Raw genomic sequence first — 26905 nt, 5'->3', positions numbered from 1 at the left:
TGTATGATCCCCTCCCGCCGCCGGGAGGGACAGGGGTTCGGCCGTGTCCGGCGGGTCAGCGGCCGAAGAGGCGGGAGAGGCCGCCGCCCAGTTCCGAGATGCGGTCCTCGCGCAGGGCCCGCCGGAAGGCGTCGCGGGTCTCCGTCACCTCGTGGGTCAGCCAGTGGGTGTTGCCCGCCGTCAGGTGCAGCCGGTGCAGCAGCACCTTGAGGTGGGTGAGCGCACGGCCCGGAGCCCCGGCCCCGCCGACGCTCCGCAGCACCCGGTACGCGGTCTCGGGGTCACCGCGCTCCGCCAGCGCGCCGAGGTCGGGGTACAGCCGCAGGTACAGGGGTGCGGCGGTGGCGAAGTCGCCGAGCAGCCAGGCGTCGTGCGCGAGGCGTGCGCGTACGTCGAGGAGGACCGGGCTGTCGGGCGGCAGCCGCCGCTCCATGTCGGGCAGGAGCGGCGCCAGCCAGGCGCGCTCGGCGTGCGCCTGCGCGGGGCTTTCCGGGCCCCGCCAGCCGTCGTGGGCTGCGTCGCCGCGCTGGAGGGCCCCGGCCAGGTGGTACCGGGCGGACAGGGTGACGGGGTCGTCGGCCCCGAGGACCCGGACGGCCTGCTCGATGACCTCGCGGAGTTCGGCCTCGTGGCGCCGGCCGTCGCCGGGTCCGTAGGCCGCGGCCTCACCGACGTGCGCGGCGCGCGCCGCGATGGTGTCGGGGTGCTCCAGTCCGAGGACCCGCACCATCCTGGGCAGGATGCGCTCCAGGTGGGAGGGCGTGTGTCCGCGTACGGTCATGGCCCGGTGGTAGGCGGCCCGTACCGTCAGGGCGTCCTGCGTCCCCAGTTCCTCCGACAGGTCGGCGACCAGCATGTCCAGCCGTGCGACGAGGTCGGCGGGGGCGTCCGCCAGCAGCTGGGTCAGCCGCCGTTCCAGCATCGCGCGGACCGGGTCCCCGGCGGCCGTGTGCACGGTGGGGGAGTAGGCGGGGCGCGGCGGCCAGGACGGGTCCGGGGCCGCCGTCGGCGGGAGGGCCGGGGCGGGAGCGGGCGCCGGGGTTCCGGAGGTCTCGCGGGCGAGCTCCGTCAGCCTGCGGCTCACCTCCTGGGCGCCCTCCGGGCGATCCGCCGGGTCCTTCGCGAGCAGGTCCAGTACGAGGGAGTCCAGCGCGGGCGGAAGCCCCTCGCGCAGGGAGCCGGGTGCGGGCGGCGCCACGGTGAGGTGCTGGGCGAGGAGTTCGTGCATCTCGCGGGCGGGGAAGGGGCGCTGCCCGGTCAGCAGCTCCATGAGCACGCAGCCGAGGGCGTACAGGTCGGCCCGCCCGTCGACGGGGACCCCGTTCGCGCCGCCGGTCCACCGCTCCGGCGCCATGTACGGGAACGAGCCGATGATCATCCCGGTGGCCGTCAGCTCCGTACCGGCGGAGCCCTGGGCCTTGGCGATGCCGAAGTCGAGGACCTTCACCACCCCGCTCTCGGTGACCATCACGTTGGCCGGTTTCACGTCCCGGTGGACGATCCCGGCGTCGTGCGCCGCCCCGAGCGCGTCCGCGATGCGCGCGGTCCACTCCAGGGCGTCGGCCAGCGACGGCAGCCCGGCGTCCAGGACGTCGGCGAGGCTGCGGCCCTGGAGCAGCTCCATCACCAGGAACACCGCGCTGCGGCCGCCCCGTTCGGTACGGCCGAAGTCGTGGATGGTGGCGATGTGGGGATGGGCGAGATTCCCGGCGAGGCTCGCTTCACGCTCGAACCTGCGGGTCTCCTCCGGGGTTTCGGGATACCCGATCTTCACCGCGACCCAGCGGCCCACCCGTGAGTCCTTGGCCCGCCACACCTCACCGAAGCCGCCCCGGCCGAGCAACTCGTCGAGCTCGTAACGGTCCTCGATCTTCTCCCGCACGCCGCCTGGCCCCCGTCACCCCGTGATCGTCCACTCGCACCGCATTATCTCTGAGGACCGGGGGCGGGGTGCGGAGACCACCGCACGGTTCCGGCCGCCTGGTCGGAGCCGTCGTGTCGGTCGTCTGTCGGGGGCTGTCGGTCCGCTGGGGGCGGCCTGTCGGCGGGGTCCGGGACCTTTCAGGAGACGGCCCCCGGAACTCACCGGGCGGCCCCGATCCCGAGGAGTCACCGTGCACACACCCGTCACGATCATCGGCGCCGGACTCGGCGGACTCACCCTGGCCCGCGTCCTGCACGTCCACGGCATCCCCGCCACCGTCTACGAGGCCGAGTCCTCCCCGTCGGCCCGCGCGCAGGGCGGGCTGCTCGACATCCACGACTACAACGGACAGCTCGCCCTCAAGGCGGCCGGCCTGATGGACGAGTTCCACGCCATCGTCCTGGAAGGCCGCGAGGCGACGCGCGTCCTCGACCGGAACGGCACCGTCCTCCTCGACAAGCCCGACGACGGCAAGGGCGGCCGCCCCGAGGTGCAGCGCGGCGAGCTGCGGCAGATCCTGATCGACTCGCTCCCCGCCGGCACCGTCCGATGGGGGCACAAGGTCACCGACGTCCGCTCCCTCGGCGGGGGCCGCCACGAGGTGACGTTCGCCGACGGCGCCACCGTCGACACCGCCCTGCTCGTCGGCGCGGACGGCGCCTGGTCACGCGTCCGGCCGCTGCTCTCCGCCGCCACCCCCGAGTACGCCGGCACGTCGATGGTCGAGACCTACCTCTTCGACGCCGACACCCGCCACCCGGCCGCCGCGAAGGCGGTCGGCGGCGGGATGCTGATCGTGCCCGTCCAGGGCCGGGAGATCTTCGCCCACCGCGAGAGCGGCGACACCCTGCACACCTACGTGGCACTGAACGAGCCGCTGGAGTGGTTCGCCGACATCGACTTCACCGATCCCGCCGCGGCCCGCGCGCGGATGGCGCGGGAGTTCGAGGGCTGGGCGCCGGAACTCACCGCGCTGATCACCGACGGCGACACCGCGCCCCTCCTGCGCCCCCAGTACACCCTGCCGTCCGGCCACCGGTGGGACCGCGTACCGGGGGTCACCCTGCTCGGCGACGCCGCCCACCTCGGACCCTCGAACGGCGAAGGCGCCAACCTCGCCATGCTGGACGGCGCCGAACTCGCCGAGGCCCTCGCCGCGCACCCCGACGACACCGAGGCCGCGCTCACCGCGTACGAGCGGGTCATGTTCCCCCGTAGCGCCGAGGTCGTCACCTTCGAAGGTGCGGAGGAGGGCCTGCTCGCCATGCTCATGGAGGAGCAGGCCCGATGAGGGCGGGGTTCAGCCGTCGCACTCGAACCACACCGTCTTGCCGCCGGGCAGCGGATCGGTGCCCCAGCGGTCGGTGACGGCCTCCACCAGCAGCAGCCCCCGCCCGCCCTCCGCGTACGGGTCGTCGTGCGCGGCGGGCTGCGGGAGTTCGGCGGAGCCGTCCGCCACCTCCACCCGCAGCCCCTGCGGCCGCCGCAGGATCAGGACCGTGCACCCCCGCCCGGGCACGTGCCGGACGACGTTGGCGACCAGCTCGGTCAACGCCAGCTCGGCGCCGTCGGTCAGCTTCGCGAGCCCCCACCGGTCGAGGTACATCCGCAGGATCCGGCGCATGTGCCGGGCCGAATGCTCACTGACGGTGAAGCCCATGCGGTAGCTGGTGCCAATCTCCGCCGGAGAAAGCCCAGTTGCGTGATTCATGTCACCAGCCTGAACCGACGTCGTTACGCTCGGCTACAGACCGAAACGAACGCCGTACGGCGTGGACTTGAGGGGTGACCGCCTCATGGTCAACATCCGCGACCTCGACCCCAGCGCCTCACCGCTGGACTACTACGGCGCGGAACTGCGCCGCCTGCGGGAGGATGCCGGGCTGAAACAAGGGGAGCTCGGTGGCTCCATCTTCTGTACGGCTTCGCTGGTCGGCCAGATCGAAACGGCGAGGAAGATCCCGACCCGGGACTTCTCGGAGCGGATCGATGCGGCTCTCGGGACCGACGGCCTGTTCTCCCGCCTGGTGGGGCTGGTGCTGAGGAGCCAGCTTCCGGTGTGGTTCCAGGCGTACGCCGAGATGGAGGCGAGGGCCTCGTACATCTCGACCTTCCAGGCGCAGCTGATTTACGGGCTGCTGCAGACGGAGGAGTACGCGCGGGCGGTGCTCGGCGTGCGGAGTCAGGAGAAACTTGACGGCAAGGTGGCCGCGCGAATGGAGCGGCAGCGCATCCTGGACCGCGAGAACCCGCCACTGATGTGGGTCGTCCTGAGTGAAGCCGTACTGCACCAGGAGATCGGGGGTCGGGACGTGATGCGGAACCAACTTGCCCATCTGTTGGAGCTGCGGAGCCGGGAGTGGGTGAGGGTGCAGATCCTTCCCTTTGAGGCCGGCGCACATGCCGGGCTGATGGGCGAGTTCAGCATGCTGAGGTTCGAGGACGACCCAGACATCCTCTATACCGAGGACTTCGTCCAGGGCCATATGACGGCTAATCCGCAAGCTCTCAGGGAGGGTTCACTCCGTTACGATCACTTGCAGGCCGCCGCACTCTCACTGGAGGACTCGGCGGCACGGATCACCCGTGTAATGGAGGAACGTTATGGACACCATCCCGAACTCGACGGGCGCACGGTGGCGTAAGTCCTCGTACAGCGGTGACACCGGCGGCAACTGCGTCGAGTGCGCCCCCATCGGCGCCGCCGCCTGGCAGAAGTCCTCGTACAGCGGTGACACCGGCGGCGACTGTGTCGAGGTTGCCGCCCAGTGTCTCGTCGCCGTGCGGGACTCCAAGAACCCCGAGGGGCCGGCTTTCACCGTCAGCCCCGCCGCCTTCGCCGCGTTCGTGCGGGGGCTCTGAGCCCGTCGGCGGATCTGTATGATCGCCTGCCGTACCTGAGAGGGCGGGGGCGCATGCAGGGTTTAGGGCCGTTCCGGTCCGTCGCCGTGCTCGGGCAGGGCCGGATGGGCCGGGTATCGCTGGCCGTCGCGCCGGACGGGCGCCTCGTCGCGGTCAAGCAGGTGCACGCCGGGCTGGCCGAGGACGACGGGTTCCGGGCGCGGTTCCGGCGTGAGGTGGACGCCTCGCGGAGGGTGTCGGGCGCCCACACCGCGCCCGTGATCGACGCCGACCCGGACGCGGAGACGCCCTGGCTGGCCTCACAGTTCGTGCCGGGCCCCTCGCTGCGCGAGGTCCTGGCGGCGGCCGGGCCGCTCGCGGAGGAGCCGGTGCGCCGGCTCGCGGCCGGGCTGGCGCACGCGCTGGCCGACGTACACGGCGCGGGCCTGGTCCACCGGGACCTCAAGCCGTCGAACGTGCTGCTCGCCGCAGACGGCGTACGGGTCATCGACTTCGGCATCGCGCGCGCCGTCGGGGACCAGACCCGGATCACCCGCACCGGCGCGCTGGTCGGCTCGCCCGCCTTCATGTCGCCCGAGCAGATCACGGGCGGGGAGCCGACCCCGGCGAGCGACGTGTTCTCCCTCGGAGCCACGCTCGTGACGGCCTGCACGGGGAAGCCCCCCTTCGCGGGGAACTCGGTACCGAGGCTGCTGCACGAGGTCGTGCACGGCGAACCGGACCTGAGCGCCGTCCCGCCCGGGCTGCACGGGATCGTCGCCCCCTGCCTGGCCAAGGACCCGGCCGCCCGGCCGACCCCGCGCGAACTGCTGACCATGGTCGGCGCGGTCGAGCCGGCGGTGCGGCCGTGGCCGGAGGCGGTGCACGCGCTCATCGCGGCGCAGCAGACCGAGACCGGCCGGCTCGTCGCAGGAGTCCCCCCGCCCCCGCCCCCGGCCGGGGCGGGGCGGACCCGGCTGCTGGTGACGGCCGGGATCCTGGCCGCGTGCGTCGCCGTCGGGCTGACGGTGGGCCGGCCCGTCGTCGAGGAGGTCTACTACCGGATCGTGCCCGAGACCGTCCCGACGCCCGGGACCGCACCGCTGTCCCAGGTGGCCGACAAATACGTACCGAAGTCGTTCGCCTGCAAGGACGTCGTCGGCAAGGTGACCCTGCCGTCCGACTTCGGCGCGCCGCGCGGCAAGGGCTTCGCGGAGGGCTCCGTCTCCGGGTGGCCGCTCTGGGACAACCTCTGTGTCTGGAACAGCCGCTACGGCGACGAGACCTACGTCCTGTGGAACCTCTACGTCTCCCGGCCGGGCGGCAGCACCGGAGCCGAACAGGCCAAGGAGCACCACGAAGGCAGGTACGTGCGCGGCAGGACCCGGCGGGACCTCGGCCTCGGTTTCGCGGAAGAGGCCCTGTGGCTGCCGCCGGAGACCGACGAGGACGCGCCCTGCGCCCTCTACCTGCGGGACGTCAACCAGACGGTGTTCGTCCAGGTGAAGGGCAACCGCTACCCCGTCGGCTCCTGCGAGGCCGCCGCGAAGGACGCGGGCCGTAGCGCGCTGGCGGTGATGGCGCGGCCATGAGGCGGCTCAGGGAGTCCGACCCCGTCGCGGCCGGTCCGTACCGGCTGCTCGCCGAGCTCGGTCGGGGCGGCATGGGCCGGGTGCTGTTGGGGGCCGCGCCCGACGGGCGGCTCGTCGCGGTCAAGCAGGTGCACGCCCGGCTCGCCGACGACGACGCCTTCCGGGCCCGGTTCCGGCGGGAGGTCGCGGCCTCCCGGAAGGTGTCGGGGGCGTTCACGGCGGCGGTGATGGAGGCCGACGCGGACGCGGAAACCCCGTGGCTGGCCTCGGTGTTCGTGCCCGGGCCTTCGCTGGGGGCGGCGGTGGAGGCGGCCGGGGCGCTGCCCGAGGAGACCGTACGCCGCCTCGCGGCCGGACTGGTCACGGGACTCACCGAGATCCACCGGGCGGGCCTGATCCACCGGGACCTGAAGCCCGACAACGTGCTGCTGTCCGAGGACGGTGTCCGGGTCATCGACTTCGGCATCGCGCGGGCGGCCGAGGGCGCGGGGGACACCGAGCTGACGCAGACCGGGCAGATCGTCGGCTCGCCCGCCTTCATGTCGCCCGAGCAGGCCGAGGGCAGGGAACCGACCCCGGCCGCCGACGTGTTCTCGCTCGGCTCGGTGCTCGTACTGGCCGCCACCGGCCGCAACCCCTTCGCGGGGGCCTCCACCTTGCAGACCCTGTTCAACGTGGTTCACGCGGAGCCCGAGCTGTCGGGTCTCCCGCCGGGGCTGCGCCCGGTCGTGGAGCGGTGCCTCGCCAAGGAGCCGGGCGCCCGGCCGGCCCCGGAACAGCTCCTGGACCTCCTGGGGCCGGTGGCGCCCGGGGAATGGCCGCCCGCCGTGCGCCGGCTGATCGCCGTGCAGCGGGCGGACATCGAGCGGCTGCTCGACGCCGGCCCGGAAGGGGCGACGGTGTCCGCGCCCACGGCCGTGCTCCCGCAGGCCGTGACCGGGCCGCGCGGGCGTTCCCGCAAGGCGGTGGCACGGGCCGTCGCCGCCGGGGTGGCCGTGCTCGGGGCGGGGGCGTACCTGCTGGGCCCGGCGTCGCCGCCGCAGAACCGGGCAGCCGAACCGGACCGGTACGCGAGGATGCCGGTCTGCCCGGAGGTGGCCGGGAAACTGCCGCTGCCGCCGGGGGAGCGCAAGCAGTCCATGGACTACTACGAGGAGATGGGCAGCGGCGCGCGCACGGCCTGCTCCTGGTACGAGCCGCCGCACGAGGTGCGGGGCGGCGGCACGGACCAGCCGCCGAGCCCGCACGCGTCCGTCTCCTGGGACCTGAGCCGCAGTGGCAGCGGCGCCGGCAACGGGACGGAGCGCCGGCGCGAGAGCTTCGGCGAGGGGCGGCGGCCCGAGACGGGTGTGGGGGCGGGCGACGCCGCGTACTGGGGCACCCCCGGACCGGAGGGCACCTGCGTACTGGCCGTCCGGGACGGCAACCTCGAGGTGCGGGTGTACCTCGGGGGCGACCGGCATCCCGCCGGGAGCTGTGAGACGGAGGCGAAGGGTATCGCCCGCGCCGCGTTGGCGGCGATGCCGCGATGAGAGGGCAGGCATGGAGCTGATAGGGCCGTCGGGGCCGTCCCAGGTGGGGCCGTTCCGGGTACTGGGCGTGCTCGGCGAGGGCGGCATGGGCCGGGTGCTGCTGGGCACCGCGCCCGACGGGCGGCTGGTCGCCGTCAAACAGGTCCTCGCGCGGTTCGCCGACGACGAGGGGTTCCGGGCCCGGTTCCGGCGGGAGGTCGCCGCCTCCCGGAAGGTGTCCGGGGCGTACACGGCGGCGGTGATGGAGGCCGACGCGGACGCGGAAACCCCGTGGCTGGCCTCGGTGTTCGTGCCGGGGCCCTCGCTGGGGGCGGCCGTGGAGGCGGCCGGGGCGCTGCCCGAGGAGACCGTACGCCGCCTCGCGGCCGGTCTGGCGTCCGCTCTCGCCGAGATCCACCGGGCGGGGCTCGTCCACCGGGACCTCAAGCCCGAGAACGTCCTCCTCGCCGAGGACGGCGTACGGGTCATCGACCTGGGCATCGCGCGGGCCGCCGAGAGCGGCATCGACACCCGGCTGACGCACACCGGGCTGGTGATCGGCTCGCCCGCGTTCATGTCGCCCGAGCAGGCGGAGGGCCGGGAACTCACCGCCGCCAGCGACGTGTTCTCGCTCGGGTCGGTGCTGTTCCTGGCCGCCACCGGGCGCAACCCGTTCGCGGGGACGTCGACGCTCCAGACCCTCTACGACGTGGTGCACGCGAAACCCGAACTGGACGTGGTCCCGGCCGGGCTGCGCCAGGTCGTGGAGCGCTGCCTGGCCAAGGACCCGGCGGCCAGGCCGGCCCCGGCCGAGCTGTTCGCCCTCCTCGGGCCGGTCGTCCCGGCGGGCCGGCAGCCGTGGCCTCCGGCGGTGCACCGGATGATCGCGGAGCAGGGCGCGGCCATCGACCGCCTGCTGGGCGGCCCCCCGGCCCGGACGGCGGTCCGGCCGCAGCCGGAGGCCCCGGAGCCCGCCCCGGAACCGGAGACGGTCGTGGCCGAGCGGGTTCCGGAGCCGACCCCGGCCCCGGAGCCCGTGCGTGCCGCCCCCTCCCTCGTACCGCTGCCGGAGGAAGCGCCCGTCACCGTCGGCTCCCTGGCCCCCGGACGGAGCCCGCGGCCTGCGTCCCTGCTCGCACTTCTGGTGGTGGCCGGTGCGCTGGTGGTGACCGGCCTCGGCTTCGTGGTGTACTCGCTGCAGTCCGGCGAGCAGTGGGACCAGTCCGGATACAAGAGGCCGGACAGTTGCGGCAAGGCGGCCCCCAAGCTGCCCCTGCCGGTGGCGGACCGGGCGCAGAAGCTGGACTCCGGGCCGGGCGCGGATCCCCTCCGCCCCGTCGTGCGCTGCTACTGGTTCACCGCGGGAGCGTCCCGCGCGGTCGTGGAGTGGGACGTGCAGCTCAGCGGCAAGGGGCAGGACGGGACGCAGGAGCAGCGCAAGCGGCTCGACCTGGACAGCAAGCAGGGGGTGGTCGAGTCCGCGGACGTGGGGTTCGGTGAGCGGGCGATGTGGAAGGGCGGCTGCGAACTGGTCGTCCATGACCAGAACCTCAGGCTCTACGTGTCGACCGATCACGGGAAGGGCACCGACCCGATCGACTGCCGGCCCGAGGCCGAGAAGATCGCCCGCGCCGCCCTCAAGGCCGTGCCGTCCAACTGACGCCCCCGGCCGGGCTGCGGCGGCGAAGAACACCTTCATCTGACCTTCCGTCAGATTGGAACGTGTTCTAGTCTGCCGCGCATGGGCATCGGAATCACGCAAGAACAGCGGGAGTTGGCCGAGGCCGTGCGCGGGTGGGTGGCGCGGGCCGTGCCGGGCGAGGCCGTGCGCAAGCTGCTCGACAGCCCGCCCCAGGCGGGGACGCGGCCCGGCTACTGGGACGCCCTGACCGCGTCCGGACTGCTGACGCCCCACCTGGACGGCGGGACCCTGCTGGACCTGGCCGTCGCCGTGGAGGAGGCCGCCCGGGCGGCGCTGCCCGGGCCCTTCCTGCCGAGCGCGCTGGCCTCCGTACTCCTGGACCGGGCCGGGGCCCAGCCCCTGGAGGGCCGGGTCGGGGCGGTCGCCCTGGGCCCCGGCAGCCTCACCGCCGTCGCCGTCGAAGGCGGCGGGCACCTCCTCGACGGCGCCGCGCCCCCCGTCCTCGGCGCCGGCGAGGCCGAGCTCCTGCTCCTCGCCGCCGAGACGGGACACGGCACCCGCTGGTTCGCCGTGGACGCCGCCGCCCTGGACATCCGCACGCACGAGAGCGCCGACCCCACCCGCCCCACCGCCGAGGTCCGGGCGCGCGGCGTCGCCGTCCCGCCCGGCCGGCTGCTGGAGCTGGACGCGGCCCTGGTCCGCGACCTGGCCTGCGTACTCTTCGCCGCCGACGCCTGCGGCACCGCCGCCTGGGCGGTCCACACCGCCGCCGAGTACGCGAAGACCCGCGAGCAGTTCGGCCGGCCCATCGGGCAGTTCCAGGGCGTCAAGCACCTGTGCGCCGACATGCTGGTCCGGCTGGAGCAGGCCCGGGCCCTGGCCTGGGACGCCGCCAACAGCGCCGACCCCGCAGCGGGCGAGAGCCCCGAGGCGCGCTCCCTCGTCGCCGCCCTCGCCGCAGGCGCCGCCCTGGACGCCTCGTACTCCTGCGCCAAGGACTGCGTCCAGATCCTCGGCGGCATCGGCTTCACCTGGGAGCACGACGCCCACATCCACCTGCGCCGGGCGCTCGTCGCCCGCCAGCTCCTCGGCCCCGGCGACGGCCACCGCATCCGCGCCGTCCGCCTCGCCGCCGCCGGAGCCCGCCGCGAGCTGCGCCTCGAACTCCCCCCGGCCGCCGAGCAGTACCGCCCCGCTGCCCGCGCCGCGGCCCGCGACGCGGCGGGCCTGGACCCGGCCGCCGCCCGGCGGGTCCTCGCGCCCACCGGATACGCGGCCCCCTACCTCCCGCCTCCCTACGGACGCGGCGCCGGCCCCCTCGAACAGCTCGTCGTCCAGCAGGAACTGAAGGAGGCCGGGGTCAGGCTCGCCGACCTCGGCATCGCCACCTGGATCCTGCCCTCCCTGCTCGCCTACGGCACCGAAGCGCAGCGCGAGGCGTACGTCCTGCCCACCCTGCGCGGCGACACCACCTGGTGCCAGCTCTTCTCCGAGCCGGACGCGGGCTCCGACCTGGCCTCCCTGCGCACCCGGGCGGAGCGGCTGGAGGACGGCTCCTGGAAGGTGAACGGGCAGAAGGTGTGGACGAGTTCCGCGCAGAGCGCCGACTTCGGGATCCTCCTCGCCCGCACCGACCCGGCCGCCCCCAAGCACAAGGGGCTCGGCTACTTCGTCGTCGACATGCGCACCACCCCCGGCATCGACATCCGGCCCCTCAAGGAGATCACCGGTGACGCCCTCTTCAACGAGGTCTTCCTCGACGAGGTGATCCTGCCCGCCGACGCCCTCGTCGGCGCGGCCGACGGCGGCTGGAAGGTCGCCCGCAACACCCTCGGCAACGAGCGCGTCCACATGGCCGACCAGATGACCTTCGACACCGGCCTGGAAGCGCTCATCGCCCGCTCCACCGACCTCGACGGCTCCTACCGCGCCCGCGTCGGCGCCCTCGCCGCCGAGGCGCACGCCCTCGCCTGCATCGGCCTGCGCACCACCCTCCAGCAGGTGTCGGGCCTGGAGCCGGGCGCGGGAGCCTCCGTACGCAAGCTCGTACAGACCCCCCACCAGCAGCGGACCGCCGAGCTCGCGCTCGAACTGCTGGGCCCGGCGGGCGCGGTACGGGAGGGGGCGGGGGAGCGAGCGGTGCACGGCATGCTCATGTCCCGCTGCCTGACCATCGCCGGGGGCACCACACAGGTCCAGCTCAACGTCGTCGCCGAGCGGATCCTCGGCCTCCCCAGGGACTAGGAGTCATCGGGCATGAAGTCGTACATCGTGGGTGTCGGCATGACGAAGTTCGAGAAGCCGGAGTCGCGGGACTGGCAGTACTGGGACATGGTCAAGGAGGCCGGCTCGGCCGCCCTCGCGGACGCGGGCGTCGACTACGGGCTCGTCGAGCAGGTGCCCGTCGGCTACTGCTTCCAGGCGTCCACCGCCGGCCAGCGGGCGGCCTACGAACTGGGCCTGACCGGCGTCCCCGTCTACAACGTGAACAACAACTGCGCGACCGGCTCGACCGCGCTGATGATGGCCCGCCAGTTCGTCCAGGGCGGCATCAGCGACTGCGTCCTGGCCCTCGGCTTCGAGAAGATGAAGCGCGGGGCGCTCGGCGGCGGCGCCGACGGCGGAGACTTCAAAACGTCTCCCGTGGCCCGCCACTACGGGATCATGGCCGCCGCGCACGGCTTCGAGATGTCCCCGCCCACCGCGCAGATCTTCGGGAACGCGGCCCGCGAACACATGGAGCGGTACGGGACCACGCCCGCCCAGCTCGCGGCCGTCGGAGCCAAGAACCACCGGCACTCCGCGAACAACCCGAACGCCCAGTTCCAGGACGTGTACACGGTCGAGGAGATCCTCGCCGCGAAGCCCATCCACGACCCGCTGACCAAGCTCCAGTGCTCGCCCACCTCCGACGGGGCCGCGGCCGCCCTCGTGGTCTCGGAGCGGTTCGTCGTCCGGCACGGGCTGCACGACAAGGCCGTCGAGATCGTCGCCCAGGCCATGACCACCGACACCGCCGACAGCTTCGGCGGCTCCTGCATCGACGTGGTCGGCAAACCCATGACGGCGGCCGCCGCCCGGCAGGTGTACGAGGCCTCCGGGCTCGGCATCGAGGACGTCGACGTCGTCGAACTGCACGACTGCTTCTCGGTGAACGAACTCCTGACGTACGAGGCGCTCGGCATGTGCGCGGACGGAGCCTCCGGCAAGCTCGTCGAGAGCGGCGCCACCACCTACGGCGGCCGCTGGGTGGTCAACCCGTCGGGCGGCCTGATCTCCAAGGGGCACCCGCTGGGCGCCACCGGGCTCGCGCAGGCGGCGGAACTGGTGTGGCAGCTGCGCGGCGAGGCCGGCCCGCGCCAGGTCCCGGGCGCGGGGGTGGGCCTGGCCCACAACATCGGGCTGGGCGGGGCGGCCGTGGTGACCCTGCTGCGCAAGTAGCCCCGTACGAGCCAGTGCTGTGACCGCCGTCCCGCCCCGGGTGTCCGGGGCGGGGCGGCGGGCCGTCACAGCGCCGCCAGCCGCGGCATCAGGCGCAGGGCGTTCTCCCGGTTGACGCCCCGCCGCTGCAGGGCGGTGAAGGCCGGGTCGGCCGCCAGCGCGGGCACGGCCACGTCCACGACCATCGCGGCGGGCGCGGCCGGCCAGTCGCTGCCGAACAGGATCCGGTCGGCGCCCGCCGTCGCCAGCAGGGTGCCCGCCGGGGACAGCGGGCCGGCCGTGTCGTAGTAGAAGCGGTGCAGGTGGTCGCGGACCACCGCCGGCTCCACGGGCGGGTCGAAGCAGCCCCCGAAGGCCTCCATGCGGGTGGCGATGTGCGGGAGGAAACCACCGCCGTGCGGCAGGATCACCGACAGGTTCGGGAAGCGGTCCAGGGTCCGGTTGCGGATCATGTTCGCGGCGGCGCGGGTGGTGTCGAGGAGGAAGTCGCACAGGAAGTTCGGCAGGCCCGGCACGGTCGCCGCCCCCGGAGGACCGCCGGGCAGGTTGTGCGGATGGGTGTCCACGACGGCCGAGCGCTCGTCGAGCTCGGCGAAGATCCGGTCGTAGGAGGGGTCCCCGAGGTAGACGCCGCCGTGGTTGGCCGTCACGTTCACCCCGACGGCCCCCAGCTCGTCCAGCCCGTACCGCAGGGCCCAGAGCGAGGCCTCCTGGTCCTCGAGGAACAGCGGGGCGTGGAAGACGAACCGCCCCGGATGGGCCTCCACCGCCGCGGCCGCCGCCTCCAGGGTGACCGCGACGGCCTCCCGCAGCTGCGCGGAGCCCTCGTACCGGGCCGGCAGCATCGGCTTGAGCACGGCGACGGCGATCCCGGCCCGGTCCATCACGTCCAGCGCCGCGCCCGCCTCCCAGCGCGCCCACGGCGGCAGCGCCTTCGGGTTCACCAGGCCCTTCCCCTCGGCCCACGCCCGCCACTGCGGGGCGCAGAAGTGGTGGTGGACGTCGATCACCGCCCCGCTGCCGTCGTCCGGCGCCGCCGCGCCGTCCGCCCGTACCCGCGCCGCCGTCGCTGACGTCGCCGCGCCCGCGCCGAAACCACCGGAACCGTACTCAGGCATACGCGCCTTCCCTTCGATCGGACCGACCGGACTTCCACCGGGCCCGGTGCACCGGGCCCGTGCACCGGGCCGTGGAACGCAATCACCGTCACCCCCGGCCGGCCGCGCGCCGCACCCGCCCGGACATTCCACGGAGGGAGCTTTCGCCTCCGAACGGGTCAATGCCGTTTCGTCCGCCCCGCCTCCCGGGAAAGGAGGCGTCTGTCGAATCCGGGTTACCTGAGAGGTATGGGCACGTGACGACTGAACGGGTAGTGGCAGTGGGCGACGGCCCCACGCTCGAAGCCGCGGTGGCGGCGGCGACGGCGAGTCCGCCGGAATTCCGGACCTGCCCCCATCCGACGTACCGGACCCTGCGCGAGCAGGCCCCCGTGGTGCGGCTGACCCCGGGCCATGGAGTGGACACGTATCTCATCACCCGGTACGAGGAGGCCCACGCCGCCCTCGCCGATCCCCGCATCGGCAAGGACATGCACGAGGCCATCGACCTCTACCACGCGCTCTTCGGGGACGCGTGCGAGACGCTCGACGACAACCTCCTCTTCGCCGACCCGCCCCGGCACACCCGGCTGCGCCACATCGCCAAGACCGCCTTCACCCCGCGCCACGTCAAGGACCTGCGCCCGCACATCGAGGAGCTCGCGAACGAGCTGCTGGACCGGTGCCCCACCGACGAGCCCGTCGACCTGATGGCGGCGTTCGCGCTGCCCCTGCCCGTCATGGTCATCTGCGAGCTGCTCGGCATCGTCGGGGACGAGCGCACCCAGGTCCTGAAGTGGTTCTCCGTCGTGACCCGCTCCCGGTTCAGCAGGGACATGAAGGGCGACCTGGTCGAGGCCGAACACTGGCTGCGGGACTACTTCACCGAGCACATCCGGCGCACCCGTGAGAACCCCACGGACGACTTCCTGACCATGCTGGTGGAGACGCCGCACGAGGAAGAGCCGCTGACCGACCACGAACTCGTGTCGATGATGTGGGTGCTGCTCTTCGCCGGTCACAAGACGACCACCCTCCAGATCGGCAACTCCGTCTTCAACCTGCTCACCCACCCCGAACAGCTCAGGGCCCTCCAGGAGGACCGCGAACTGCTCCCGCAGGCGATCGAGGAACTCGTCCGTTACGAGGGCTCCGTGGAAACCTCCACCTTCCGGTACGCGAAGGAGGACGTGGAGCTCGGCGGGACGGTCATCCCCAAGGGTGCGATCGTGCAGATCGCCCTGACCGCCGCCAACCGGGACCCGGAGAAGTTCCCCGAGCCGGACACCCTGGACATCACCCGCGAGCACCTCCAGCGCGAACACATCGGCTTCGGCTTCGGCCCCCACTTCTGCCTGGGCGCCCCGCTCGCCCGGCTGGAGCTGGAGATCTGCCTGACGGCGCTCCTCGACCGCTTCCCCGACATGGTCCTGGCGCTGCCGTCGGCGCAGCACGGGGACTGGCTCAAGGGGCCCTTCCCGGCCTTCCGGGGCCTGGAGAAGCTCCCGGTGGTCCTGGACCCCTCGCGGACCGTCGACGACTGGACCGCCGACGGCCGGACCACCCCGGACCCGGCCGCCTGACGCCGCCCCCGTTCCAGCCTCCTCCGCCGGCCGGCCCGCCCAGGGGCGGGCCGGCGGAGGTCTTTGCGTACGCCCTGGGACGGCCTACGGCGCGTCCAGCGCCGGGTCCACCACCGTCTCGCCCATGGCCGCGCGGCGCACCGAGTCGGCCAGGTCCCCGTCCGGGCCGTCGCGCAGGACCAGCCCCGCCGCGCCCGCCGCGAGCGCCGCCTCCCGCAGGCCGGGGTGCGCCGAGCCGGTCAGCACCAGCACCCGGCACTGCGGATCCTCGGCCAGCAGCGCGCCCACCGAGGCGACCTCCTCCACCAGCGCCACCTCCGGCCGGGCCTGCGGCGAGGCCACCACCTCGATGTCGGGCTGGAGCCCGAGCCGGACGGCGAGCGCCGGGTTCGGCGGGTCCAGCAGGACGCGCAGGGATCGGGAGGTTCGGTGCGTCACGGGCATCTCGTCCACCCGGGAAGGGTATCCACCAGGGTCCCGGGCAGGGGCAACACGCCACGCCCCACGCTGATCTGACGTGAAGTCAGGAGTCTTCCCAAGTGCTGGGGCGTGCGTTATACATTCCTTCACCAGTCCTAGAACGCGTTCTAGAACCGGTCCGCATACGACCTCGGTGCGGCCGACGGTGCGGACGGTCGCGCCGAGGTCTTCCAAAGATCAGAAGCCAGAAGGAGCAGCATCCTCATGCCGATCGATGCCGCGAAGGCCCTCGCCGCCGAACCCCGCACGGGGGACATCGGCTGGGACCACAAGGACATCCAGCTCTACCACCTCGGCCTGGGCGCGGGCCTGCCCGCCACCGACCCCGACGAGCTGCGCTACACCCTGGAGTCCAAGCTCCACGTGCTCCCCAGCTTCGCCACCGTCGCCGGCGCCGGCATGGCCATGCTCGGCGGCCTCGCCGCACCCGGCATCGAGGTCAACCTCGCCTCCGTCCTGCACGGCGGCCACTCGATCGAGCTGCACCGGCCCATCCCCGTCAAGGGGCGGGCCACCTCCACCTCGAAGGTCGCCGCCGTCTACGACAAGGGCAAGGCGGCCGTGATCGTGCTGCGCTCCGAGGTCGCGGACGCCGACGGCCCGCTGTGGACCAGCGACGCGCAGCTCTTCGTCAAGGGCGAGGGCGGCTTCGGCGGCGAGCGCGGGCCCTCCGTCAGGGCCGTGCAGCCGGAGCGGGCCCCCGACCGCACCGAGGAGCGGGCCATCCGCGAGGAGCAGGCCCTGCTCTACCGGCTCTCCGGCGACTGGAACCCCCTGCACGCCGACCCGGAGTTCGCCAAGCTGGCCGGCTTCGACAAGCCGATCCTGCACGGCCTGTGCTCGTACGGGATGACCCTCAAGGCCGTCGTCGACACCGTGCTCGGCGGCGACGTCTCCCGGGTCCGCGCCTACCGCACGCGCTTCGCCGGGATCGTCTTCCCCGGCGAGACGCTGCGCATCCGGATGTGGCAGGAGAGCGGCCGCGTCCTGGTGTCGGTGACCGCCGTCGAACGGGACGACGCGCCGGTCCTCGCCGACACCGTCGTCGAACACGTCTGAGACAGCCAGCCCCCGGAAGGAGCCGCACCGTGCGCGCAGCACTGCAGAGCGAGATAGGCCAGGACAAGCTGGAGGTCGTCGACGACATGGAGGCCGTGGGCCTCGGCCCCGGCAAGGTGAAGATCCGGATCAAGGCCACCGGCCTGTGCCACTCCGACCTCTCCGCGATGAACGGCGTACTGCCGCAGCCCGCACCCTTCATTCCCGGCCACGAAGGCTCCGGCGTCATCGCCGACGTCGGCGACGGGGTCACCCACCTCAAGCAGGGCGACCGGGTCCTCGTCTGCTGGCTCCCGCCGTGCGGGCACTGCCCGGCCTGCAAGCGCGGCCAGGGCCACCTGTGCCTGGAGAGCCTGGTCAACGCGGGCACCCCCAACTTCCGGCGCGGGGACGGCGACATCTTCGGCTTCGCGGCCACGGGCACCTTCGCCGAGGAACTCGTCGTCGACGCCAAGTGCGCCGTACCCATCCCCGACGACGTGCCCTTCGACATCGCCGCGCTCATCGGCTGCGGCGTCACCACCGGCCTCGGCGCGGCCATCAACACCGCCAAGGTGGAAGCCGGTTCCTCCGTCGCCGTCATCGGCTGCGGCGGCGTCGGCATCTCCGTCATCCAGGGCGCCAAACTCCAGGGCGCGGCGCAGATCATCGCCGTCGACCCGGTGGAGTCGCGGCGCGCGGCGGCCCTGCGCTTCGGCGCGACGGAGGCGATCAGCCCCGACGCCTTCGAGGACGCCAAGGGCCGGATCACGGCGGGGGAGGGCTTCGACTACGTCTTCGAGGTCGTCGGGAAGTCCGTCACCGCGCAGACCGCCTACAAGATGACCCGGCGCGGCGGCAGCGTCGTCATCGTCGGCGCGGGCGCCCTCGACGACACCTTCCAGATCGACATGTTCTCGCTGTTCTTCGACGAGAAGAAGATCCTCCCGTCGATGTACGGCGGCGGGGACGTCCTGCGCTCCTACGAGCGCACCATCGCGCTGTGGCGGGCCGGCCGGGTCGACCTGGCCGGGCTGATCACCCATCGGGTGCAGCTCGCCGAGATCAACGACGCCCTCGACCAGATGCGCACGGGCGTGGCCCTGCGCACCTGCATCGAGATCTGACCGCACCCGACCGCACCGACCGCACCGACCGCACCGACCGCACCTGACCGAACCCTGATCCGTTCTGAGAGGAACCGGTAGATGTCACTGCCACTTGAGGGGCTCAGCGCCATCGTCACCGGCGCGGGCCGCGGCCTCGGCCGCGCCGAGGCGCTCGAACTCGCCCGGCTCGGCGCGAGCGTGGTCGTCAACGACTTCGGGCAGCCCGGCCGCGACGGATCGGGGGAGGCCTCGGCCGCCCCCGCGCAGGAGGTGGCCGAGGAGATCCGCGCGGCGGGCGGGCAGGCGGTGGCGCACCTGGGGGACGTGGCCGACTTCGCGCAGGCCCGGGAGCTGGTCGAGCTGGCGGTCAGCAGCTTCGGCAAGCTCGACGTCCTCGTCAACAACGCGGGCATCCTGCGCGACCGGATGGTCTTCTCCATGTCGGAGGAGGAATGGGACTCGGTGATCCGGGTCCACCTCAAGGGCCACTTCAACACCACGCACTTCGCCTCGGTGCACTGGCGGGAGCGGTCCAAGGCGGCGGGCGGCCCGGTCTACGGCCGCATCGTCAACACCTCCTCCGAGGCCTTCCTCGGCGGCTCGGCCGGCCAGCCCAACTACGCGGCGGCCAAGGGCGGCATCGTGGGCCTGACCACCTCGACCGCCCTGGCCCTCGCCAAGTACGGAGTCACGGCCAACGCCATCTGCCCGCGGGCCCGTACCCGGATGACGGAGGACGTCTTCGCGGGCTTCCAGGCCCCCGAGGAGGGCAAGCTCGACGCCCTCGCCCCCGAACACGTCGCCCCGCTGGTCGGCTACCTGGCCTCCCCGGCCTCGGCGAAGGCCAACGGCCAGCTGTTCGTCGTCCACGGCGGGATCGTCGTCGTGATGGAACGCCCCAAGGTGGCGGCCAAGTTCGACACCACCAAGGAGTCCTTCTCCTACGAGGAACTCGACGAACTCCTCACCCCGCACTACGACTCCCGCCCCCCGAACGAAACCTTCGCCGCCGCCGAGGTCCTGGGCCTCAAGCACGACTAGGCCGCCTCTAGCCGGTCTCGGCCGGCCACGGGTCCTGGTCGGTGAGGAAGTCGACGTGGCGCAGTTCGGCGGGCTCCAGGGGGCCGAGCCCGAGCAGCTCGGGATCGTCCCGGACCTCCCGCCAGAACTCCGCCTCGCTCGACGCGGTCCCGAGGGCCACCCACGGCGCGCCGTACGCCGTCCTCGCCACCCACACCCCGAGCCGGCGGCCACCCGCGTCGAAGAGCTCCTCGCCGACCGGCAGCTCCTGCAACTCACCGACCAGGACCGGCGTGTGCCGGTGGTGCGGGCACTCGGTCCGCAGGCGCGACTCCTCCCACCGGGTACGAAGCCGCTCCACCGCGGCGTCGGCCGCGGAATCGGCGGCGTCCACCGCCCCCTGCGCGAAGTTCGGGGCGCCGGGCCGGACCACCCGCACCAGCAGGTCGTGCCCGCACGGCCCGTAGCTGAACAGTCTGAAGATCTCGATCGGGGAACCCACGGTTCCATTCTGCCGCGCGCTCGTATGATCATGGGATTCGTCAGCCGGTGTGAGAGGCGTGCATCAGTTCCATGGACAGCTCAGCGATCGAGCACGCGCAGCGGGTGGCGGCACGGGTCACGGCCGAGGCCGGCGGCGAACAGTGGAAGAGCCACCACATGACGCTGACCTTCTTCCTGGCCGGCGCCCGCTCGGCGCACGAGGAGGAGCAGCGCGCCCGGCAGCTCGACGACTGGCGGGAACGCCTCGTCGCCAGCCTCGAGGCGGACGCCTACGCCGAGGTCGCCGAGCTCCAGGAGCAGCTCCTGGAATGGATCCTCGCGGAGCTCCGGCAACGCGACACCGCACTGGACGCGCTGCTGCGGGCGTACTCCCCGCCCAAGCCGCCGCGCGAACCGCGTTCGGTCTTCCCCATGCCGGCGTCGGAGGTCCACAACGGCGAGGCCGAGTTCTACTTCGCCGACGTCTTCGACTTCGTCACCGGCTACCTGGCCCACACCGTCCGCCGCCCCCTGGACGGCACGACGGCCACCTGGTGCCCGCGCTGGTGGGACCACCAGGAGGCGGGCGCCCGACTGTCCGCGCTCTGGCTGGCCTGGGAACACCTGCGGCACGACCCGGGCCTGGGCATGACCACCTGGTGGATCCAGCACGCCGACCCGCACCTGCGCGTCCTGATGGACCCCGCCCGCGGCCCCTTCGCCGCCTGCTCCCCCAAGGCCCACACCACGACCCCCTTCGCCCCCCTCCCGGTGGACCCGTACGACCCGTCGTAGACCGTCTCAGGCCGTCGCCCTCAGCCCAGGGGGGCCTGCTGGAGGGGGACCGGGCGTTGGGGTGGGGTCGGCAGGGGGTCCAGGTGGACGGGTGGGGGTGGGGCCACCGGCTGGGTGAGGCCCACGAGGCCGCAGGGGGTCTCCGTGGTGGCGTACGGGAGGTGCAGGCGGCCTTCCGCCGTCCACAGGCCGGTGCCGAGCCAGCCCGCCGGGGTGCCGAGCCGGAAGACGTACCGGTCGGCCGGGCGCCACAGCGCGAGCTCCGTCTCGCCGACGCGCAGCGCGACCCCGCAGGTCTCCGGCATCAGGACCTGACCCGGCTGCACGGCGAAGGGGTGCGCGTCCGCGATGCGCAGGCACTCGGGGAAGCGGACCGGGCGGGCGCTGCCCAGGACGCCCCAGCCGAGGCGTTCCTCGCCCGGGGCGTCCGAGCGGATCACCAGCAGCCCGCTGTCGGGGGCGGCCAGCAGCAGCCGGTCGTCGCTGTCCTCGGAGATCTGGAGCAGCGGGCTGATCTCGCCGCCGCGCTCCAGGTCCACGGCGACGGCTTTGGTACGCCCGTCCAGTGCGCGGTCCAGAGCCAGCAGCCGGCCCGCCCGGTCCAGCCACACCCCGCCGGAGCAGCGGCCCGCTAGGACGGCGACCCGCTCGGGCCCGCCGGAGCCCCCGGCGACCCGCCAGACGGCGCTCTCCTCGGCCCCCACCGCCAGGGCGTAGGCGCCGAGCCCGTCCGGGGACGGCGGCAGCAGGCGGACCCGTAGGCCCTCCTGCGCCTCGATCCCGCCGAGCTGGAGCTCCCCGGTGCGCGGGCCGGCGGCGGCCCCCGAGGGGTACAGCAGCGCGAAGGCGTGCCGGTCGGCGACCCGGCGCCGGATCAGCACCCGCCCGTCGGCCAGCGGCAGCACCTCGCTGTCGGCCTCCTCGGGCTGCGCGAGCGGCAACGGCACCGCGTACGGCTCGGGCCCGCCCAGCGTCCAGCGCTCCGGGTACCGCGCCTCACCCTCCCCGGCCAGCCGGGCGGCGTACGCCCCGTCGGCGGCGATGGTGAACCCGCACGCCACAGCACAGGCAGTCATTCTGAGTCCCTCGTTCGATCCGGGTGCCCGTCAGGCAGCGATGGCGGGCTCCTCGGGCCTGGTGGCGTAGGCGTAGCCATCGGCTCGTTGGATGAGGCGGAAGTGCTTGTGTCCGATGCCCTGGATGAGGCCGTACGCGGTTTTGACGTTGAACCTGCCGGTGGCGCGGACGGCGATGCGGCCGGTGTGCGTGCCTGCCTTCTTGCCGGTGGGGACGACGGCACGGGCAAGGTCTCCGGTCTGGTAGCCGAAGGACGTCTTCTGCCTGGGCAGCCGCAGACGGGGGAAGCCGTACTTGTCGGTGCGGGTGCGGGCGTAGGTTCCGCGTCCGGTTGCGGTGACCGTGAGGACGCGCGCTGGGGCACGGGTGACGGTGTTCAGGTGGCCGACACACAGGGCGTCGAGGGTGTGCGTTTTGGGCAGGCCGTTCCGGGCTCGGTTCCATTTGGTGCGGCCCCCCGAACCGGTGCGCACTGTGGGGAAAGCGGCGTCGAGGGCGCGCCACAAGGCCCAGCGGGTGACGTTGACGGCTGCCGCGTCATGGAGCGGGGTTTTGGCCTGGGCGAGGATGCGGGCCAACTGCTGCGGGGATTTCTTGAGGAAGTCCCCGACAGGATGGTCGGACTTCTTCTCGTTGCAAGGAACGCACGCGGTGCACAGGTTGGAGACGCGGTCACTTCCGCCGTGTGAGCGGGGGTGGATGTGGTCGATGTTGAGTGGCACCCCGGTAGCGCCGCAGTAGGCGCAGGTCCGGCCCCACTTGGCCAACAGGCATTCGCGGACTTCCGTGCCGTGCAAGGTGCCGTGCTGGTACTCGATTCCCTCCAGCGGCCTGCCGTTCGACATGGCGTGGGTGTCGAACGCGACGAGTTCCACGTGCACCGCGCGGACGGGTGCCCAGCGTGCGAGCCGCGCGGTCCACGACATGGTCGTGTCCACCCGGTGACGCAGCGACGGGGCGAGCCAGCCCCTGGGGCGGGTCCGGTTGGAGAAACGGGGCGCGCGGTGGCGTAGGTTTCGGCTGCGCCTGCCGCGCCGGTAGGCAGCACGAGCGGTGAGTTTGTCACGGATGGCTCCGCCCCGGTGGGTGAGTTCGACCGCATACATGCCACGGCGCTCACCGTCCTTCGCGGTGAACACGGCGATACCGGTGTGCTTCGAGCCGGGGTCGATCCCGAGCTCCACACCGTCCACCTGCGATTCGGCGGCCGCGCGGTCCTTGAGGCGGATCACGAACGGAGTGTGCCGGGCCACGACAGCCCGACCCCCCTTGAGGAGCTTGCGAGCCCTCGCGGGGCTGGCTGGTTGCAGCGGTGTGCCGTGCTTGTCCAGGACGAACACGACAGGGTGGCCCTCACGGACCCTCTCCTCAACCCTACGGTTGAGGGTGACGCGCCCGTCGCCAGGTGAAGCATCGGGCATCTCCCCTCGCACATGTACTGCGCCGGGCGCCTTACGGCCTTCGGGTCCCGTTTCGTCCCCGATCCGGGGGGTGTCTGCTGACTCGAATTCGAGAGCAAGCTGCTGAGGAAGCACAGCTCGGTCGGTCTTCTGTCCTACGCGGTACGTAGCCAACTTCGTTCACCTCCAAATATGTCTTGTCGGCTGGTGCTGATAACGGCGGCCCCCAACCACAGCGGCTGAAGACCCCTCCTTGTCGGGAAGGGATCCCGTTATCCGGGCCGTCACCTCCGGTGGCGAAGCTAGTTTTCGTACTTCCTGCCGAACAACACCACCAGCCCTGCTTCACGCATACGGGTGTCAGGGCGGTGATTCGCCTGTGGTGGGGGAGGTGGTTGTGCTGTGCGACAAGCGTGACTGCCGCGGACAAGGTCCTGGACGACCCCCGGGGCGTCCTGGTCAAGTAACCCCCAGGGCCTTCGGCGCCCCGGAGGTGAAGAAGCCCCCCAAAAAAGGGGCGGTAGCCTTGGGCTGTGCCCCGTCTCTCTGAAGTCATCGCCGCGCTGGACGCTCTCTGGCCCCCCTCGCGGGCCGAGGAGTGGGACGCCGTCGGTACCGTCTGCGGCGACCCCGATGCCGAGGTCACCCGGGTGCTGTTCGCCGTGGACCCCGTACAGGACGTCGTCGACGAGGCGGTGAAGCTCGGTGCCGATCTGGTGGTCACCCACCATCCCCTCTATCTGCGCGGCACCACCACCGTCGAGGCGGGCACCTTCAAGGGCCGTGTCGTACACACGCTGATCAAGAACGACATCGCGCTGCACGTCGCCCACACCAACGCCGACACCGCCGACCCGGGTGTCTCCGACGCCCTGGCCGGCGCCTTGGACCTGCGCGTCACCGGTCCCCTCGTGCCGGATCCCACCGACCCGGCGGGCCGCCGGGGCCTCGGCCGGATCTGCGAGCTGGACCACCCGCAGACCCTCCGCGAGTTCGCGGCCCGCGCCGCCGCCCGGCTGCCGCGGACGGCGCAGGGCATCCGGGCCGCCGGTGATCCGGACGCCCTCATCCGTACCGTCGCCGTCAGCGGCGGTTCCGGCGACAGCCTCTTCGCGCAGGTCCGCGCCGCGGGCGTCGACGCCTTCCTCACCGCCGACCTCCGTCACCACCCGGTGTCCGAGGCCCGCGAGCAGAGCTCGCTGGCCCTGGTCGACGCCGCCCACTGGGCCACCGAGTGGCCCTGGTGCGAGCAGGCCGCGGCCCAGCTCGACGCGATCTCCGAGCGCCACGGATGGGGTCTGCGGACCCACGTCTCGCGCACGGTCACCGACCCCTGGACGGCGCACGCGCCGTCCGTCACACCCCCTTCCCACACAGGAGCCCCCAACTGAACGCCGAGCCCGCCGACCAGATCCGACTTCTCGACGTCCAGGCCCTGGACGTCCGGCTGTCTCAGCTCGCCCACAAGCGCAAGTCGCTGCCCGAGCACGCCGAGGTCGACTCCCTGACCAAGGACCTCAGCCAGCAGCGTGACCTGCTCGTCGCCGCGCAGACCCAGGCCAGCGACGCCGCCCGCGAGCAGACGAAGGCGGAGCAGGACGTGGACCAGGTGCGTCAGCGCGCCGCCCGCGACCAGCAGCGCCTGGAGACCGGTGTCGGCATCTCGGCCCGGGACCTGGCGAACCTGCAGAGCGAGGTCGTCTCCCTCGCCAAGCGGCAGGGCGACCTGGAGGACGTGGTCCTGGAGGTCATGGAGCGTCTGGAGGCCGCGCAGGAGCGCGTCACCGAGCTGACCGACCGGGTCGCCGCCCTGGAGGCCAAGCTCGTCGACGCCACCGCGCGCCGCGACGCCGCCACCGGTGAGATCGACACCGAGGTCGCCAAGATCGGCAAGGACCGTGAGGTCATCGTCGGCTCCATGCCGGCCGCCCTGATCGCCCTGTACGAGAAGATCCGCGCGAAGCAGGGCGGGGTCGGCGCCGCGCGCCTGTACCAGCGCCGCTGCGAGGGCTGCCGCCTGGAGCTGGACATGGCCGAGGTCAACGAGATCAAGGCCGCGCCCCGCGACCAGGTCGTCCGCCACGAGAACTGCGGCCGCATCCTGGTCCGTGCGGCGGACTCGGGCATCTGATGCGGAGGTTCGTCGTGGAGGCGGACGGCGGCTCCCGGGGCAACCCGGGGCCCGCCGGCTACGGCGCGGTCGTCCTCGACCCGGCGACGGGCGAGACCCTCGCCGAACGCGCCGAGTTCATCGGCGTCGCGACGAACAACGTCGCCGAGTACAAGGGCCTGATCGCCGGCCTCAAGGCGGCGCGTGAGTTGGACCCGGACGCGGCGGTGCGGGTCCGCATGGACTCCAAGCTCGTCGTCGAGCAGATGTCGGGCCGCTGGAAGATCAAGCACCCGGACATGAAGCCGCTCGCCGCCGAGGCCGCGAAGGTACTGCCGCGCGCGCAGGTCACCTACGAGTGGATCCCGCGCGAGATCAACAAGCACGCCGACCGGCTCGCCAACGAGGCGATGGACGCAGGCAAGCGCGGCAAGCAGTGGGAGCCGTCCCGCTCCACGGCGGACCTGGCCCCGTCCGGGCCCCCCGGTGACGCGGCCGCGGGCGCCGCGGCCGTGCGCGCCGCGCTGGCCTCCGGCGGCGGTACGGGTTCCCGTGCGGCCGTCGTCGCGGACGCCCGGGCCGCCTCCGCCGTGGCGGGGGGCGCCGACACGCTGTTCGCCGACCCGGACGCCGCTGCCTCCGGCGGCGGTACGGGGACCCGCGCGGCCGGCGCCGAGGGCGCCCGTTCCGCGACGCTCGCGCCCGGCCGTGTCCCGGCCCCGGCATCCGGATCCACCGGCTGGGGTCCGGACCTCGGGACCCCCGCCACCTTCGTGCTGCTCCGCCACGGCGAGACGGCGCTGACCCCGCAGAAGCGCTTCTCCGGCAGCGGCGGCACCGACCCGGAGCTGTCCCCGGCCGGCCGCCGCCAGGCCGCCGCCGTCGCCGAGGCGCTGGCCGCGCGGGGCACCGTACAGGCCGTCGTCAGCTCGCCGCTGCTCCGCTGCCGGGAGACCGCGCAGGCCGTCGCCGACCGGCTCGGGCTGTCCGTCGCCGTCGAGGAGGGCCTGCGCGAGACGGACTTCGGCGCCTGGGAGGGCCTGACCTTCGCCGAGGTACGGGAACGCTTCCCGGACGACCTCCAGGCATGGCTGGACTCCCCGAAGGCGGCCCCGACCGGCGGCGGCGAGAGCTTCACCGCCGTCACCCGCCGGGTCTCGGCGACCCGCGACCGGCTGCTGTCCGCACACGCGGGCCGTACGGTGCTGCTGGTCACGCACGTGACCCCGGTCAAGACGCTGGTCCGGCTCGCGCTGGGCGCCCCGCCGGAGTCCCTGTTCAAGATGGAGCTCTCGGCCGCGTCCCTGTCGGCGGTGGCCTACTACACCGACGGCAACGCCTCGGTCCGGCTCCTGAACGACACCTCGCACCTGCGCTAGGCCCTTACGGAAGCCCCCTGCCGTTCCGCTCCGCGCGGACGCGGGGGGCTTCCGGCCGTCCGGGCAGGCCTAGGGCCTGTCGTCAAACTCCCGTCTGCCCCGGGCGACGACGCGAGTTTGACGACAGGCCCTAGTCCCCGCTGCCGCCGTCGTCCTGGGCGGTGCGGCCGCGGCGGCGGTTCTTCTCGGCGCGGCGTACCACGTCGCCCGCGCCGAGGGTCAGTGCCGCGACCGCCCGGACCCAGCGGGGTCCGCCGCGCGAGGCCCACACCACGCACACGCAGCCGCCGACGGCCAACGCCAGGGCCACGCCCAGTACCAAAGTGATCATGTGCCTGGTCTTCCCGGAGCCGGACAACGCAAAACCCGCCCTGAACCGGGGA

The 26905-nt window shown here is 73.1% G+C and carries 24 protein-coding genes; 16 read left to right on the top strand and 8 right to left on the bottom strand.

Going from position 1 to position 26905, the window contains the following annotated elements; all coding sequences use genetic code 11:
- Positions 1-55 precede the first annotated feature (55 nt).
- Positions 56-1882 (bottom strand): serine/threonine-protein kinase, encoded by a 1827-nt coding sequence (locus OOK31_RS24475; protein WP_267089449.1) that lies wholly within the window; start codon positions 1880-1882, stop codon positions 56-58.
- A gap of 232 nt (positions 1883-2114) precedes the next feature.
- Here OOK31_RS24475 and OOK31_RS24470 point away from each other — a divergent pair, with 232 nt between their 5' ends.
- Positions 2115-3215 carry an NAD(P)/FAD-dependent oxidoreductase gene (locus tag OOK31_RS24470; protein WP_267089448.1) on the top strand — a complete coding sequence of 367 codons (1101 nt, stop codon included), beginning with the start codon at positions 2115-2117 and terminating at the stop codon, positions 3213-3215.
- 9 nt (positions 3216-3224) lie between these two features.
- Here the strand turns inward: OOK31_RS24470 and OOK31_RS24465 are convergent, their stop codons facing one another.
- Positions 3225-3635, bottom strand: coding sequence for an ATP-binding protein (locus tag OOK31_RS24465; RefSeq protein ID WP_267089447.1), 411 nt, complete (start codon positions 3633-3635; stop codon positions 3225-3227).
- An 85-nt stretch (positions 3636-3720) separates the two neighbouring features.
- On the opposite strand from OOK31_RS24465, the gene OOK31_RS24460 reads away from it, so the two are divergent.
- The 7 genes from OOK31_RS24460 (at position 3721) to OOK31_RS24430 (ending at position 12951) form a co-directional block, all read left to right on the top strand.
- Complete coding sequence (locus tag OOK31_RS24460) at positions 3721-4569, top strand: helix-turn-helix transcriptional regulator (RefSeq protein ID WP_267089446.1); 849 nt, start codon at positions 3721-3723, stop codon at positions 4567-4569.
- On the top strand, positions 4529-4786 hold the full coding sequence (locus OOK31_RS24455; protein ID WP_267089445.1) for a DUF397 domain-containing protein: 258 nt from the start codon (positions 4529-4531) through the stop codon (positions 4784-4786). The genes OOK31_RS24460 and OOK31_RS24455 overlap by 41 nt, the downstream gene beginning before the upstream one ends.
- Before the next feature lie 53 nt (positions 4787-4839).
- Positions 4840-6357 (top strand): serine/threonine-protein kinase, encoded by a 1518-nt coding sequence (locus OOK31_RS24450; RefSeq protein ID WP_267089444.1) that lies wholly within the window; start codon positions 4840-4842, stop codon positions 6355-6357.
- Entirely contained in the window at positions 6354-7889 is a 1536-nt protein-coding gene (locus tag OOK31_RS24445) for a serine/threonine-protein kinase (protein ID WP_267089443.1), read from the top strand. Before OOK31_RS24450 ends, OOK31_RS24445 begins: the two co-directional genes overlap by 4 nt.
- Before the next feature lie 10 nt (positions 7890-7899).
- Complete coding sequence (locus OOK31_RS24440; RefSeq protein ID WP_267089442.1) at positions 7900-9528, top strand: serine/threonine-protein kinase; 1629 nt, start codon at positions 7900-7902, stop codon at positions 9526-9528.
- Between the two features lie 81 nt (positions 9529-9609).
- Positions 9610-11754 (top strand): acyl-CoA dehydrogenase family protein, encoded by a 2145-nt coding sequence (locus OOK31_RS24435; RefSeq protein WP_267089441.1) that lies wholly within the window; start codon positions 9610-9612, stop codon positions 11752-11754.
- Positions 11755-11766: 12 nt separating this feature from the next.
- Positions 11767-12951, top strand: coding sequence for a lipid-transfer protein (locus OOK31_RS24430; RefSeq protein WP_267089440.1), 1185 nt, complete (start codon positions 11767-11769; stop codon positions 12949-12951).
- Positions 12952-13016: 65 nt separating this feature from the next.
- On the opposite strand, the gene OOK31_RS24425 is transcribed toward OOK31_RS24430, so the two are convergent.
- Positions 13017-14069, bottom strand: coding sequence for an amidohydrolase family protein (locus OOK31_RS24425; RefSeq protein ID WP_267089439.1), 1053 nt, complete (start codon positions 14067-14069; stop codon positions 13017-13019).
- Between the two features lie 236 nt (positions 14070-14305).
- Between OOK31_RS24425 and OOK31_RS24420 the strand changes: the two genes are divergently transcribed.
- Positions 14306-15631, top strand: coding sequence for a cytochrome P450 (locus tag OOK31_RS24420; RefSeq protein WP_267089438.1), 1326 nt, complete (start codon positions 14306-14308; stop codon positions 15629-15631).
- Positions 15632-15715: 84 nt separating this feature from the next.
- Here the strand turns inward: OOK31_RS24420 and OOK31_RS24415 are convergent, their stop codons facing one another.
- A complete protein-coding gene (locus tag OOK31_RS24415) occupies positions 15716-16075 on the bottom strand; it encodes a DNA-binding response regulator (protein WP_267089532.1) in 360 nt (119 codons plus the stop codon).
- A gap of 240 nt (positions 16076-16315) precedes the next feature.
- Between OOK31_RS24415 and OOK31_RS24410 the strand changes: the two genes are divergently transcribed.
- The 3 genes from OOK31_RS24410 to OOK31_RS24400 all read left to right on the top strand — a co-directional run bounded on the left by OOK31_RS24410 (position 16316) and on the right by OOK31_RS24400 (position 19299).
- On the top strand, positions 16316-17170 hold the full coding sequence (locus OOK31_RS24410; RefSeq protein ID WP_267089437.1) for a MaoC/PaaZ C-terminal domain-containing protein: 855 nt from the start codon (positions 16316-16318) through the stop codon (positions 17168-17170).
- Positions 17171-17199: 29 nt separating this feature from the next.
- On the top strand, positions 17200-18276 hold the full coding sequence (locus OOK31_RS24405; protein WP_267089436.1) for a Zn-dependent alcohol dehydrogenase: 1077 nt from the start codon (positions 17200-17202) through the stop codon (positions 18274-18276).
- A gap of 81 nt (positions 18277-18357) precedes the next feature.
- The gene (locus tag OOK31_RS24400; protein WP_267089435.1) at positions 18358-19299 is read left to right on the top strand and encodes a 3-oxoacyl-ACP reductase; all 942 of its coding nucleotides are present in this window, start codon (positions 18358-18360) and stop codon (positions 19297-19299) included.
- A 7-nt stretch (positions 19300-19306) separates the two neighbouring features.
- On the opposite strand, the gene OOK31_RS24395 is transcribed toward OOK31_RS24400, so the two are convergent.
- Positions 19307-19780: a hypothetical protein gene (locus tag OOK31_RS24395; protein WP_267089434.1), complete on the bottom strand. Its 474-nt coding sequence runs from the start codon at positions 19778-19780 to the stop codon at positions 19307-19309.
- Between the two features lie 71 nt (positions 19781-19851).
- Between OOK31_RS24395 and OOK31_RS24390 the strand changes: the two genes are divergently transcribed.
- On the top strand, positions 19852-20556 hold the full coding sequence (locus tag OOK31_RS24390) for a DUF4913 domain-containing protein (RefSeq protein ID WP_267089433.1): 705 nt from the start codon (positions 19852-19854) through the stop codon (positions 20554-20556).
- A gap of 20 nt (positions 20557-20576) precedes the next feature.
- Here OOK31_RS24390 and OOK31_RS24385 read toward each other — a convergent pair whose 3' ends face one another.
- The gene (locus tag OOK31_RS24385; protein WP_267089432.1) at positions 20577-21632 is read right to left on the bottom strand and encodes a hypothetical protein; all 1056 of its coding nucleotides are present in this window, start codon (positions 21630-21632) and stop codon (positions 20577-20579) included.
- A gap of 30 nt (positions 21633-21662) precedes the next feature.
- Entirely contained in the window at positions 21663-22973 is a 1311-nt protein-coding gene (gene iscB, locus OOK31_RS24380; protein ID WP_267089431.1) for an RNA-guided endonuclease IscB, read from the bottom strand.
- 593 nt (positions 22974-23566) lie between these two features.
- On the opposite strand from iscB, the gene OOK31_RS24375 reads away from it, so the two are divergent.
- The 3 genes from OOK31_RS24375 to OOK31_RS24365 are packed head-to-tail and all read left to right on the top strand — an operon-like array spanning position 23567 to position 26522.
- Positions 23567-24424, top strand: a complete 858-nt coding sequence (locus tag OOK31_RS24375; RefSeq protein WP_267089430.1) for a Nif3-like dinuclear metal center hexameric protein — start codon at positions 23567-23569, stop codon at positions 24422-24424.
- Positions 24421-25164, top strand: a complete 744-nt coding sequence (locus tag OOK31_RS24370) for a zinc ribbon domain-containing protein (protein ID WP_267089531.1) — start codon at positions 24421-24423, stop codon at positions 25162-25164. The genes OOK31_RS24375 and OOK31_RS24370 overlap by 4 nt, the downstream gene beginning before the upstream one ends.
- On the top strand, positions 25164-26522 hold the full coding sequence (locus OOK31_RS24365) for a bifunctional RNase H/acid phosphatase (protein ID WP_267089429.1): 1359 nt from the start codon (positions 25164-25166) through the stop codon (positions 26520-26522). The genes OOK31_RS24370 and OOK31_RS24365 overlap by 1 nt, the downstream gene beginning before the upstream one ends.
- Before the next feature lie 130 nt (positions 26523-26652).
- Here the strand turns inward: OOK31_RS24365 and OOK31_RS24360 are convergent, their stop codons facing one another.
- A complete protein-coding gene (locus OOK31_RS24360) occupies positions 26653-26853 on the bottom strand; it encodes a hypothetical protein (RefSeq protein WP_267089428.1) in 201 nt (66 codons plus the stop codon).
- Positions 26854-26905 lie beyond the last annotated feature (52 nt).

Source organism: Streptomyces sp. NBC_00249 (assembly GCF_026342355.1).
Classification (GTDB): Bacteria; Actinomycetota; Actinomycetes; order Streptomycetales; family Streptomycetaceae; genus Streptomyces.
This window is presented reverse-complemented; position numbering and strand designations above follow the sequence as displayed.